General features: G+C 73.1%; 11 protein-coding genes. 8 read left to right on the plus strand and 3 right to left on the minus strand.

Annotated features, from left to right (window positions below):
- The first annotated feature begins 34 nt into the window (after positions 1-34).
- The 3 genes from ACWC9R_RS05925 to ACWC9R_RS05935 all read left to right on the plus strand — a co-directional run bounded on the left by ACWC9R_RS05925 (position 35) and on the right by ACWC9R_RS05935 (position 3741).
- Complete coding sequence (locus ACWC9R_RS05925) at positions 35-1207, plus strand: acyl-CoA dehydrogenase family protein (protein WP_450729157.1); 1173 nt, start codon at positions 35-37, stop codon at positions 1205-1207.
- A gap of 228 nt (positions 1208-1435) precedes the next feature.
- Entirely contained in the window at positions 1436-2569 is a 1134-nt protein-coding gene (locus tag ACWC9R_RS05930) for a hypothetical protein (protein ID WP_450729158.1), read from the plus strand.
- A complete protein-coding gene (locus tag ACWC9R_RS05935) occupies positions 2566-3741 on the plus strand; it encodes a phosphotransferase family protein (protein ID WP_450729159.1) in 1176 nt (391 codons plus the stop codon). The genes ACWC9R_RS05930 and ACWC9R_RS05935 overlap by 4 nt, the downstream gene beginning before the upstream one ends.
- Before the next feature lie 31 nt (positions 3742-3772).
- Here the strand turns inward: ACWC9R_RS05935 and ACWC9R_RS05940 are convergent, their stop codons facing one another.
- Positions 3773-4189: a hypothetical protein gene (locus tag ACWC9R_RS05940; protein ID WP_450729160.1), complete on the minus strand. Its 417-nt coding sequence runs from the start codon at positions 4187-4189 to the stop codon at positions 3773-3775.
- A 211-nt stretch (positions 4190-4400) separates the two neighbouring features.
- Here ACWC9R_RS05940 and ACWC9R_RS05945 point away from each other — a divergent pair, with 211 nt between their 5' ends.
- The 5 genes from ACWC9R_RS05945 (at position 4401) to fxsA (ending at position 10206) form a co-directional block, all read left to right on the plus strand.
- A complete protein-coding gene (locus ACWC9R_RS05945) occupies positions 4401-4841 on the plus strand; it encodes an Lrp/AsnC family transcriptional regulator (protein WP_026170119.1) in 441 nt (146 codons plus the stop codon).
- Between the two features lie 56 nt (positions 4842-4897).
- Positions 4898-6565 (plus strand): amidohydrolase, encoded by a 1668-nt coding sequence (locus ACWC9R_RS05950; RefSeq protein ID WP_450729161.1) that lies wholly within the window; start codon positions 4898-4900, stop codon positions 6563-6565.
- Between the two features lie 530 nt (positions 6566-7095).
- Positions 7096-8769: an apolipoprotein N-acyltransferase gene (lnt, locus tag ACWC9R_RS05955; RefSeq protein ID WP_450729162.1), complete on the plus strand. Its 1674-nt coding sequence runs from the start codon at positions 7096-7098 to the stop codon at positions 8767-8769.
- Positions 8766-9521 carry a polyprenol monophosphomannose synthase gene (locus ACWC9R_RS05960; RefSeq protein ID WP_450729163.1) on the plus strand — a complete coding sequence of 252 codons (756 nt, stop codon included), beginning with the start codon at positions 8766-8768 and terminating at the stop codon, positions 9519-9521. Before lnt ends, ACWC9R_RS05960 begins: the two co-directional genes overlap by 4 nt.
- 85 nt (positions 9522-9606) lie before the next feature.
- Positions 9607-10206: an FxsA family membrane protein gene (fxsA, locus tag ACWC9R_RS05965; protein WP_450729164.1), complete on the plus strand. Its 600-nt coding sequence runs from the start codon at positions 9607-9609 to the stop codon at positions 10204-10206.
- Between the two features lie 104 nt (positions 10207-10310).
- On the opposite strand, the gene ACWC9R_RS05970 is transcribed toward fxsA, so the two are convergent.
- Together ACWC9R_RS05970 and ACWC9R_RS05975 are read right to left on the minus strand one after the other, a co-directional pair.
- Positions 10311-10688 (minus strand): RNA polymerase-binding protein RbpA, encoded by a 378-nt coding sequence (locus ACWC9R_RS05970; protein ID WP_030080286.1) that lies wholly within the window; start codon positions 10686-10688, stop codon positions 10311-10313.
- A gap of 305 nt (positions 10689-10993) precedes the next feature.
- Positions 10994-12358, minus strand: a complete 1365-nt coding sequence (locus tag ACWC9R_RS05975; protein ID WP_450729165.1) for an MFS transporter — start codon at positions 12356-12358, stop codon at positions 10994-10996.
- Positions 12359-12387 lie beyond the last annotated feature (29 nt).

Genomic DNA, 12387 nt, shown 5'->3' on the forward strand with positions numbered 1-12387 from the left:
CGCCGCAGCGCCCGACAGGGAGGAGAGCGCCGCCATGACCGAGTACGGCCCCCGGCCGGTGGACCGCAGGCTGCCCACCGAAGAAGCCCGTGACCTGCTGACGCTCGTACGCGAGCTCGCCGACCGCGAGATCCGGCCGACGGCCGCCGAGGAGGAGGACGCCGGACACTTCCCGCGCGCGACCTTCACCCTGCTGTCGGAAGCCGGCCTGCTGTCGCTGCCGTACGACGAGGAGTTCGGCGGTGGCGGCCAGCCCTACGAGGTGTACCTCCAGGTGCTGGAGGAGCTCGCCGCCGCCCGGCTCACCGTCGGCCTCGGCGTCAGCGTGCACACCCTCGCCTGCCACGCGCTCGCCGGATACGGCAGCAAGGAACAGCGCGCCGAACACCTTCCGGACATGCTCGGCGGCGGTCTCCTCGGCGCGTACTGCCTCTCCGAGCCCTCCTCGGGCTCCGACGCCGCCTCCCTCACCACCCGGGCCACCCGGGAGGGCGACACCTGGACGCTGGAGGGCACCAAGGCCTGGACCACCCACGGCGGCGTGGCCGACTTCTACACCGTGCTGGCCCGCACCGGCGGCAGCGGCGCCCATGGCATCACCGCCTTCCTGGTGCCGGGCGACGCCGACGGGCTGAGCGCCGCGGTGCCCGAGCGCAAGATGGGCATGAAGGGCTCCCCGACCGCCCAGCTGCACTTCGACGCGGTGCGCCTCCCCGACTCCCGCCGCCTCGGGGAGGAGGGGCAGGGCTTCGCCATCGCGCTGTCCGCCCTGGACTCCGGGCGCCTGGGCATCGCCGCCTGCGCCATCGGGGTTGCCCAGGCGGCGCTGGACGAGGCGCTCAGCTACACCGCCGAACGGCAGCAGTTCGGCCGCCCGATCGCCGACTTCCAGGGCCTGCGCTTCATGCTCGCCGACATGGCCACCCAGATCGAGGCGGGCCGCGCCCTCTACCTCACCGCCGCCCGGCTGCGGGACGCCGGTCTGCCGTTCTCCAAGGAGGCGGCGATGGCCAAGCTGTTCTGCACCGACACCGCGATGCGGGTGACCACCGACGCCGTCCAGCTCCTCGGCGGCTACGGCTACACCCTCGACTTCCCGGCCGAGCGCTATATGCGTGAGGCCAAGGTGCTGCAGATCGTCGAGGGCACCAACCAGATCCAGCGGATGGTCATCGCCCGCCATCTCGCGGGCCCCGAGAAGCGCTGAGCAGGCCGGGGTGGGCGGGGGAGTCCCGTCACGGCTCCCGGCCCACCCCGGGCTCCGGCCCACCCCGCGGCCTCCCGCCCGGCCGGGACAGGCGTTCAGCCCACCAGCCCTTGAGCCCCGTCGCCGTCCGGGTCTGGTCGTTCACGCATAGCTGACGTACCGTCAACTCCCGCCCGCGGGCGTCGATCCCGGGGTGTCGCCTGCCGACCGCGCGCCCAGGAGGAGACCGTGCCCGACCGCCCGATCGCGCTCGACGAGTACCCGATCCACCAGGTCCCGCTCTCCATGCGGCATGTCGCCACCGGCGACCGCAACGCCTACGACCGGTGCATCTTCCACGTCATGGACCACTCCGGCCGCGCCCTGCTGATCGCCGGCCTCGGTGTCTATCCCAACACCGGTGTCATCGACGCCTACGCCACCCTCCGCCTCGGCGACCGGCTGTATGCCGTACGGGCCTCCGACGCGCTCACCGACGACCGTCTCGCACTCACCGTCGGCCCGCTCGCCATCACCGTCGACGAGCCGCTCGCCCGCCTGCGGCTGACCTGCGCCGCGGACCCCGGCGACCCGGACGGCCTGTCCTACGACCTGACCTGGAACGCGGCGTTCCCCGCCACCTGGGAGCCGCACCACACCCAGTACCGCGGCGACCGGCTGATGCTGGAAGGCCGGCGGTTCGTCCAGGCGGGCACCTGCACCGGCAGCATCCGCGTCGCCGGCCAGGAGCTCGCCGTCACGGCGGGGGAGTGGACCGGCACCCGCGACCGCAGCTGGGGCGTCCGCCCGATACCCGGCGAGGACGGCGGACGGGCCGCGGAGGAGCTGCGGCCCGAGGGCTTCCACTGGGTCTGGTGCCCGGTGCGCTTCGACGACCGCTTCGTGATGGTCATCGTCCAGGAGGGCGCCGACGGCCACCGCACCCTGAACGAGGCCCTCATGGTCCACGACGACGGCCGCCAGGCCCAACTGGGCTGGCCGCACACCGACATCGGCTACCGCCCCGGCACCCGCCACCCCGAACACGCCGTCATCCACCTCACCGGCCCCGGCCGCAAGCCCCTGGAACTCACCGCCGAGATCCTCACCTCCTCGCCGCTGGCTCTCGGTGCCGGCTACCCTCCCGCGGACGACTGGCAGCACGGCACCTGGCGGGGCCGCGGCTGGACGGACCGCCGCAGCTACGACCTCACCGACCCGGCGGCCCACCCGCTCGCCGCCTACGGCGTCACCGACCACGCCGCCCGCTTCACCCTCGACGGCCGGACCGGCCACGGCATCTTCGAGCACGGCAGCTTCGGCCGTCACGACCCCAGCGGCTTCACCGGCCATGACTCCGTCGCGGGGGAGGCCGGCCGATGACGGCGCATCCGCCGCCCGCCGCCGGGGGAGCGCCCGCGGGCCGTCGCCCCCGCACCACCACCCGCGACCCCGAAGCCCTCACCCGCCGGCTCACCGCCTGGCTCGGCACCCGGCTGCCCGGCGCCCGCGCGGTCGCCGCGACCGTCCCGGACTCCAACGGCATGTCCAGCGAGACACTGCTCTTCGACATCGACCGGTCCCGGTGCCCGACGCCCGAGCCCCCGTCCACCGGGCTCGCGTCGTCCGAGCAGGACGGCATCCCCGTCTCCTGCGCACTGCGGCTCGCCGCCGACCCCGCCGCGTACACCGTCTTCCCGCGCTACGACATGGCCCGGCAGTACCGCACCATGCGCCTGGTCGCCGCCCACACCGACCTCCCGGTGCCCCGCACCCTGTGGCTGGAGGAGGACCCGGCGCACCTCGGAGCGCCGTTCTTCGTCATGGCCCGCGCCGACGGCCGCGTCCCACCGGACGTCATGCCCTATACGTACGAGGGGAATTGGCTCCACGACGCCACCGACGTCCAGCGTGACCACCTGGAGGCCGCCAGCGTCTCGGTGCTCGCCCGACTGCACGACCAAGTCCCGCCCGCCGCAGCCGAGTTCCTCGCCACCCCTGGCACCGGAAGCGCACTGCACCGGCACGTCGAGGCCCAACGTGCGTACTACTCCTGGGTCGTTGACGGGCGCCCGCGCTCACCGCTCATCGAGCGCGGCTTCGCCCGGCTGGCCGGCCTCTGGCCGTCGGACCCCGGCGAGACCGTTCTCACCTGGGGCGACGCCCGGATCGGCAATATCGTCTACGACGGCTTCGAACCGGCCGCCGTCCTCGACTGGGAGATGGCCGCCCTCGGCCCCCGCGAACTCGACCTGGGCTGGATGATCTCGCTCCACCGCTTCTTCCAGGACCTCACCGAGGCGAGCGGAATGCCGGGACTGCCCGGCCTGCTGAGCCGCGACCGCGTCGAGAGCCGCTATGCCGCGCTCACCGGGCACCGGCCCCGCGACATGGACTTCCACACCCTCTACGCGGCCCTGCGGCACGCCATCGTCATGCTGCGGGTGGCCTACCGCCAGGTCCACTTCGGCGAGGTGCCGGTCCCGGACGACGCCGATGCGCTGATCCTCCACCGGGACTCGCTGGAGGCGATGATCGAGGGCCGCTACTGGTGAGTGCGGCCTCTCGGAAGGACTTCCCGGTCTCTCAGGCGCCCGGACGCATCCGCGGCACCCGGGCCGGCCGGGTGCCGGGCCCGCCGATGTGCGAGAACGGCTGACGGCGCCAGTCCAGGCTCTCCGGGAGCGTCAGCAGCATCGCCGCGTCCTGCTCCTGGGCGTCCAGGGTGTCCTCGGACTCCGGGGCCTCGGACGCGGCCCGGCCGGAGCCCTGGCACACCGTCAGCCCGAACGGGTTCCACGGCGAGGCACACAGGGCGTGCTCCGGGAGCCTGTCCTCGTCCGCCAGCAGCGCGATCGACTGCAGGCAGTCCGGGCAGGTCACCCGGTAGATCTCATAGGTGTCGAAAGAGTCGTACGCGGAGTCGTCGCCGGAACTGTCGCCCTCCTGGGCGCCGATGTCCGCGGCTGCGGAGTCCTGCTTAAGGCGTCGCATGATGTCCATCCCCCTCGGGTGGGCCGAGTCGTACCGCTGGCTTCCTGATGACGGGCGGTCCCGGCCACCACCAGCAATTCCCTTCATGCCGCACGCATAATCGCCGGCCCTTCACCGACACCGGATCACATGTGTGGCATTGGTCACATGACCCGGCGCAAGGGGGTCCACGAGCCGGCGCGCGGTGCGCACACGCGCCCGCGCGCAGTAGGTTGAGTGGGTGGAGGAGTTGGACCGACAAATCGTGGATCTGCTCGTCAAGGACGGGCGGATGAGCTACACCGACCTGGGCAAGGCCACCGGCCTGTCCACCTCGGCGGTGCACCAGCGCGTGCGCCGCCTGGAGCAGCGCGGTGTCATCCGGGGCTATGCCGCCATCGTGGACCCCGAAGCCGTGGGCCTGCCGCTCACCGCCTTCATCTCGGTCAAACCCTTCGACCCCAGTGCGCCCGACGACATCGCCGACCGCCTGGCCGAGGTCCCCGAGCTGGAGGCCTGCCACAGCGTTGCGGGCGACGAGAACTACATCCTCAAGGTGCGGGTCGCCACCCCCCTGGAGCTGGAGCATCTGCTCACCCGGATACGCACCCTCGCCGGAGTCTCGACCCGCACCACGGTCGTGCTCTCCACGCCCTACGAGGCCCGACCGCCGCGCATCTGACCGGTGATCGCCCCCCGCGCGCGGCCGGTCCGCACGCAGGGGTCAAACTGTCCGGTATGAGCGAGCGCATCCCCGATCCGGCCCGGCCGCACCCCTCCGGCCCGGCCCGCCCCCGTACGGTCCTGCTGCGTGGCGGCGAGGTGCACAGCCCCGCTGACCCCTTCGCCACCGCCATGGTCGTCGAGGGCGACCGCATCGCCTGGGTCGGCGAGGAGGGCGCGGCGGACTCCTTCGCCGACGGCGTGGACGAGGTCGTCCGGCTCGATGGTGCGCTCGTCACCCCGGCGTTCACGGACGCACATGTGCACACCACAGCGACCGGGCTCGCGCTCACCGGACTCGACCTGTCCGGCGCCGGCGCCCTGGCCGATGCGCTGGCCCGCGTCCGCGGCTACGCGGCCGCGCGGCGGACGGACCGGATTCTGCTCGGCCACGGCTGGGACGCCAGCGCCTGGCCCGAGGGCCGCCCGCCGTCGCGCGCGGAACTGGACGAGGCCACCGGCGGCCGGCCGCTCTACCTCACCCGTGTCGACGTGCACTCCGCGGTCGTGACGACGGCGCTGCTCGACCTGGTGCCCGGCGTGCGCGAGCTGGCCGGTTTCCGGTCCGACGCCCCGCTGACCGGCGACGCCCACCACGCGGTGCGCCAGGCCGCGTACGCCACCGTCACCCCCGCCCAGCGCGCCGAGGCCCAGGCCGCCGCGCTCGCCCGTGCCGCCGCGCTCGGCATCGGCAGCGTCCACGAGTGCGCCGGCCCGGACATCTCCGGTGCGGACGACTTCACGTCGCTGCTCGCCCTGGCCCGGGAGGGGAACGGCCCGCGCGTCGTCGGCTACTGGGCCGAGTTCGTCGCGTCCGCAAAGGACGCCGAGCGCATCCGTGACCTCGGGGCCATCGGCGCCGCCGGCGATCTCTTCGCCGACGGCTCGCTCGGCTCGCACACCGCCCATCTGCACGCCCCGTACGCGGATTCCCCCGGCCACACCGGCACCGCGCAGCTCGACGCCGAGGCCGTCGCCGCCCATGTCGCCGCCTGCACCGAGGCCGGACTCCAGGCCGGCTTCCACGCCATCGGTGACGCGGCCCTGACCGGCGTCGTCGACGGCGTACGGGCCGCCGCCGAGCGCGTCGGCCTCGCCCGTGTCCGGGCCGCCCGGCACCGCGTCGAGCACGCCGAGATGCTCACCGAGCAGACCATCACCGGCTTCGCCGACCTGGCCCTGACCGCCTCCGTCCAGCCCGCCTTCGACGCGGCGTGGGGCGGCGAGGACGGCATGTACGCCGCCCGTCTCGGCGCCGACCGGGCCCGCACCCTCAACCCGTACGCCGCGCTGCTCAAGGCCGGGGTCCCGCTCGCCCTCGGGTCCGACAGCCCGGTCACCCCGCTCGACCCCTGGGGCACCGTCCGCGCCGCGGTCTTCCACCGCACCCGCGCCCACGGCATCTCCGCCCGCGCCGCGTTCACCGCCCACACCCGTGGCGGCTGGCGCGCCGTCGGCCGGGACGACGCGGGCGTCCTGGTGCCCGGCGCGCCCGCCGACTACGCGGTCTGGCGCACCGGCGAGCTGCTCGTCCAGGCGCCCGACGAGCGGGTGGAGCGCTGGTCCACCGACCCCCGCTCCGGCACCCCCGGCCTGCCCGATCTCACCCCCGGCAACGACCTCCCGGTCTGCCTGCGCACGGTCGTCGGCGGGCGAACGGTCTTCGGCCCGCCGAACGAGTGACATCACGCGAGCACGTGCCACAGCGGACCGCGCTTGCTGCTCCTTGGCCCACCTGCGGGCGCTCGCGGCTGACCTGGGGCGACGCGAAACGACGCAGGCGGAGCACCTGTTGACAGCAGGCGGTCGGCGGCCGGTAGGTTCGGCCGAGTCCACCACAGGACGTCCGACCGGCAGATCTCCGCGCAGTCGTCGAACGCAACTGGGCCATGGGGCGGTGCGCCACTGGGGCACCCCGCCACTGGGAGCCAGGTCCAGGATTCGCGGCACGGGGCGACGGAAGGTTTCGGCCGGTCGGCGGGTGCGACCCGGGTGGGGCCCGGACGCTCAGTAGACAACGGCTCTCGGTCGATCCGCAGCCAGCGGGTCCCAGGTCGGCCCGAAGGGCGCCGGGCCCCTATCCGCACCGCGGCGCAGCGCGCCCGCCGCCACCTGTGGTGCCTCTTTGCCATTTGTGCACCCCGCATCCGCAATCCCGCCTTCCCGATGTACGGTCACCTCACCACCCACGACCTGCAGGAAGGCTCGCGACCGTGCCATCGGGCTCCGACACCACCGAAGAAGCCGTCAGCGGCACCACGCCCGACGGCCCGGTGCCCCCCGCCGGGACGGCCTCCTCCGCCGAGCCCGTACGCCCCGGACGCGCCCGGCGGTTCGCCGCACTGGCCCGCCGGGAGGCACCGCGCTCCGGCCTCGCGGCCGCCGCCGGCCTCGTGCTCGGTCTCGCCTTCCCGCCGTACGACCTGTGGCCGCTGTCGCTGGTGTCCGTCGCCGCGCTGTCGCTGCTGACCCGCGGCCGGACCGCCCGCCAGGGGGCCTGGACGGGCTTCGCGTTCGGGCTGCCGTTCTTCCTGATCCTGCTGAAGTGGCTGCATGTCATCGGCTGGGACGCGGTGGTGGGCCTGTCGATCGTCGAGGCGTTCTTCCTGGCGCTGCTGGGCGCGGGGCTCGCCGTCACCTCCCGGCTGCCGGTCTGGCCGCTGTGGGCCGCCTGCCTGTGGGTCGCCGAGGAGTGGGCCCGCGACCGGCTGCCGCTCGGCGGCTTCCCGTGGGGGCGGCTGGCCTTCGCCCACACCGGTTCGCCGTTCACCCCGCTCGCCGCGCTCGGCGGCGCCCCGCTGGTGACCTTCGCGGTCGCGCTGGCCGCGGCGCTGCTCGCCGCCTGCGCCGGCACGCTCTGGGGGCTGCGCGCGAACGGGTCGCTGCGGCGGGCCGTCCCCGCCATGGAGGCCTTCGGGCTGGCCGCCGCGGTCACCCTGGCCGGGGTACTGGTGCCCGTCCCCACGAAGGCCGACGACACCGTCGACATCGCTGTCATCCAGGGCAACGTCCAGTCGCCCGGCATGGACTTCCTCGGCCGCCCCATGATGATCACCGACAACCACGCCACCGCCACCGAGAAGCTCGCCGCCGACGTCAAGGCCGGCCGGGCCAAGAAGCCGGACCTGGTGATCTGGCCGGAGAACTCCTCCGACCTCGACCCGTACCAGTACCCGCAGGCGTACGACCGGATCGACGAGGCCGTGAAGGCCATCGGGGTGCCCGTCCTCGTCGGCGCCCTGGTCGACCACCCCTCCAAGCCGGGCTACGTCTACAACGAGGGCATCGTCTGGGACCCGAAGAAGGGGCCGGGCGCCTCCTACACCAAGCAGCACCCGGTGCCGTTCGGCGAGTACGTGCCGTTCAAGGAGCAGCTCAGCAAGATCATCACGCGCTTCCAGCGGGTGACCCGCAACTTCTACCCCGGTGACCACACCGGCCTGCTCAAGGTCGGCCCCGCCCGGCTCGGCGACGTGATCTGCTTCGAGGTCGCCTACGACGAGATCGTCCACGACACCGTCAACGCCGGTGCCCGCGCCCTGGTCGTCCAGACGAACAACGCCACCTACGGCCGCACCGGCCAGCCCGAGCAGCAGCTGGCGATGTCCAAGCTGCGCGCCGTCGAGCACGGCCGCGCCGTGGTCACCGCCGCCACCAGCGGGATCAGCGCGGTGGTCGCCCCGGACGGCAAGATCACCCACCGCATCCCCGAGTTCACGCAGGGCGTGGTCTCCGCGCGGATTCCGCTGCGGGACGAAACGACGCTCGCCGACCGCGTCGGGGCCGCTCCCGAGTGGGCGCTCGCTATCGTGGGCCTCCTGTCCTGCGCCGCCGCGGCAGCCATCGGCCGGCGCGGGCGTACGAAGGACGAGAAGGGGCAGCAGTGACAGACGGGCAGCGGCAGTACGGTCCGCTCGGCACCACGTTGGTGATCATTCCGACGTACAACGAGGCGGAGAACATCAAGCCGGTCGTCTCGCGGGTGCGGTCCGCCGTCCCCGCGGCGCATGTCCTGGTCGCGGACGACAACAGCCCGGACGGCACCGGCAAGCTGGCCGACGAGCTGGCCGCCGACGACGAGCAGGTCCACGTCCTGCACCGCAAGGGCAAGGAAGGCCTCGGCGCCGCCTATCTCGCCGGTTTCCGGTGGGGCATCGACAACGGCTACGGCGTGCTGGTCGAGATGGACGCCGACGGCTCGCACCAGCCCGAGGAGCTGCCCCGGCTGCTCACCGCCCTCAAGGGCGCCGACCTCGTCCTCGGCTCCCGCTGGGTGCCCGGCGGCCGTACCGTCAACTGGCCCACGTACCGCCGGCTCATCTCCCGCGGCGGCAGCACCTACTCCCGGCTGGCGCTGGACCTGCCGCTGCGCGACATCACCGGCGGCTTCCGGGCCTTCCGCGCGGAGGCCCTCGAAGGGCTGGGCCTGGACGACGTCGCCTCCCAGGGCTACTGCTTCCAGGTCGACCTGGCCCGTCGCGCCGTGCAGGCCGGCTACCACGTCGTCGAGGTCCCGATCACCTTCGTCGAGCGCGAGCACGGCGACAGCAAGATGAGCCGTGACATCGTCGTGGAGGCGCTGTGGCGCGTCACGGCGTGGGGCGTCGGCTCACGGGTCGACAAGATCCGCGGCCGCTGACCCCGGTCCGCCGCCCGCGGCCGGGAGTTGATCCCTCCGGCGACCCTTGGCAAGGGCGGCCGGACGGGCCAGGCACACTTGAGGCATGACGTTCGGAGCCACGCCCCCGCCCGATTCCCGCCCGCCCCAGCGCTCGCGCGCCCGAAGGTTCGTCCCCTTGGGCGTCGCCGCCTGGATGGTGCTGGAGATCTGGCTGCTCACCGTCGTGGCCGGTGCCACCAACGGGCTGACGGTGCTGCTTCTGCTGCTGGCCGGAGTGATCGTCGGCGGCTGTGTGACCAAGCGGGCCGGGCGTCGCGCCTGGCGGAACCTCACCGAGAGCCTGCAGAGGGCGGGCGACCCGTCGGCATCCGGCAACTCCCCGTCCGGCGACGGCAGATCCGGCAACGGCAAGGCGGGCGGCGGCAATACGCTCCCGATGGCGGGTGGGCTGCTGCTGATACTGCCGGGGCTGGTGTCCGACGCGCTGGGGCTGCTCTGCCTCTTCCCGCCGACCGGGAAGCTGATCCAGCGCCGCGCCGAGAAGCTGCTGTCCCGGCGGGCGGGCTACGCCCCGGGGTCGTTCGGTGACGCGTTCCAGCAGGCCCGGATGCACCGGCCGGACGGCAAGGTCGTCCAGGGCGAGGTCATCCGTGACGACGAGCCCCCGGCCGCACGCCGCCAGGACCCGCCGCTGACCGGCTGACCGTGCCGGCGGCCGGGCCGGGCCGAGCGGACGCGACAAGGGCCGGGGTCACTGCGTGGTGCAGTGGCCCCGGCCCTTGCGTGCTGCTCTGTGCAGGTCCGTCGTCAGGCGGACTTGCGGTTGCTGTCGCGCGGATGCACGGCGATGTTCATGGTGCCGGAGCGCAGGACGGCCAGCCGTTCGGCCAGCACCTCCTCGAGCTCCTCGCGGGTGCGTCGCTCCATGAGCATGTCCCAGTGCGTACGCGCGGGCTTACCCTTCTTCTCCTCGGGGCCGTCGCCATCCACCAGGAGAGAGGGTGCACCGCATACCTTGCACTCCCACTCCGGCGGAATCTCGGCCTCAACCGAGAACGGCATCTCGAATCGATGTCCGTTCTCGCATGCGTACTCCACCGCCTGGCGCGGGGCCAGGTCGATGCCGCGGTCGGTCTCGTAGCTGGTCACCACGAGTCGCGTGCCGCGGAGAGCTCGCTCACTCATGAATCGTGCCTCCCGGGCTTGTCGCCCACAGGACAGGTGTCGCTGTCGTCGTCATCCGGTCAACGTCCGGTCGGCGGTGAAGATTCCCGAATCCGGGATTTGAGCCCACCCGTCGCCCACCACCGCCCTTGACGGAGGCGCTGTGCGCCGCTGCCTACCTTCGTGCCGCCCCTTGTTGTACCCACCGGCGCCCGGTTTGTCACATCTGGCAGCAGATGTCACCCAGCGCCTTCCATGCTTGAGCGCGCAGTAACGGTCCGCCTGGTGAGCCAAAGGCGTACACTACCGCCCCGCACGCCCGGAGACTAAATCCGGTCAGGTACAGGATTTCCGGCCGCCGCGATCGCCCGGCCCACCGGGACCCGCGCCAGCAGGACGAAACCGGTCACGAAGAACGCCACCAGGGACACGATCGCGTCCCGGTAGCTCCCGGTGAGCTGATAGGCCATCCCGAACACCAGCGGCCCCAGCCAGCTCACGCCCCGGTCGCTGATCTCGTACGCGGAGAAGTACTCCGCCTCCTCGCCGCGCGGCACCAGATGGGAGAACAGCGAACGCGAGAGCGCCTGGCTGCCGCCCAGGACCAGGCCGATGCCGGCGGCCAGCGCGAAGAACCACAGCGGCTCCCGGGCGGGCAGGGAGTAGCCGGCCGTGAGGGTCAGCGTCCAGGCCACCAGCGAGCCGAGGATGGTCCGCTGTGCGCCGTACCGCCGGGCGAGGCGGCCCATCAGCAGGGCGCCCGCCGCGGCCAGCACCTGCACCAGCAGGACCGCGATGATCAGCGTCGTCTGGTCCAGCCGCAACTCCTCGGAGCCGTACACGGACGCCTGGGTGATCACCGTCTGCACCCCGTCGTTGTAGACGAGATAGGCCAGGAGGAAGGCGAGGGTCAGGGGGCGCCGCCGCATTCCGCGCAGCGTCCCGCGCAGCTGCCGCCACCCCTGGCGGGGCGAGGCGCCGCCCGCGTCTCCGGGTGCCCCGGCCGCGGCCGTCCGGCGGTCGCGCAGCCGGCGCAGCGGGATCAGCGAGAACGTCCCCCACCACAGTCCCGCCGACGCCAGGCAGATGCGCACCGCGGTGCCCTCGGATATCCCGAAGGAGTCGTGTGCGCCGTAGAGCACCAGATTGGCCACCAGGACCAGTGCCCCGGCCGCGTAGCCGAAGGCCCAGCCGCGGGAGGAGACCGCGTCCCGTTCGCCGGGCCCGGCGATCTGCGGCAGGAAGGAGTTGTAGAGCATCATCGACACCACGAACGCCACGTTCGCGATGACCAGCAGCGCCCCGCCGAGCAGATAGCGCTCGCCGTCCAAGAAGAACATCCCGGTCGTCGCCGCCGCGCCCACGTAGGCGCAGCAGCCCAGCAGCGGCTTCTTCCGGCCGGTCCGGTCGGCCACCGCCCCGGCGAGCGGCATCGCCAGTACGGACAGCAGCAGCGAAGCGGACACCGTGTACGCGTAGAAGGAACCCGCGCGCACCGGAATACCCAGCGGGTGCACAAAGCCGTGCGCGTCCGCCGCGGCCTTCGCCACCGATGTCAGATACGGCCCGAGGAAGACCGTCAGCACGGTGGTCGAGTAGACGCTGTTGGCCCAGTCGTACCAGTACCAGCCGCGCTGTTCGCGGCGCCGCTCAGCCGTCCCGTCCACGGCCCCGGCCGATGCGTCGCGCACTCCCGCCCCCGTCTTCCCGTCCCCGTTCA

The organism is Streptomyces sp. NPDC001219 (assembly GCF_053597915.1).

Coding starts and splice junctions, on each gene's coding strand:
- ACWC9R_RS05970 (WP_030080286.1), bottom strand. CDS start 10,688: ATGAGTGAGCGAGCTCTCCGCGGCACGCGACTCGTGGTGACCAGCTAC.
- ACWC9R_RS05935 (WP_450729159.1), top strand. CDS start 2,566: ATGACGGCGCATCCGCCGCCCGCCGCCGGGGGAGCGCCCGCGGGCCGT.
- fxsA (WP_450729164.1), top strand. CDS start 9,607: ATGACGTTCGGAGCCACGCCCCCGCCCGATTCCCGCCCGCCCCAGCGC.
- ACWC9R_RS05940 (WP_450729160.1), bottom strand. CDS start 4,189: ATGGACATCATGCGACGCCTTAAGCAGGACTCCGCAGCCGCGGACATC.
- ACWC9R_RS05950 (WP_450729161.1), top strand. CDS start 4,898: ATGAGCGAGCGCATCCCCGATCCGGCCCGGCCGCACCCCTCCGGCCCG.
- ACWC9R_RS05925 (WP_450729157.1), top strand. CDS start 35: ATGACCGAGTACGGCCCCCGGCCGGTGGACCGCAGGCTGCCCACCGAA.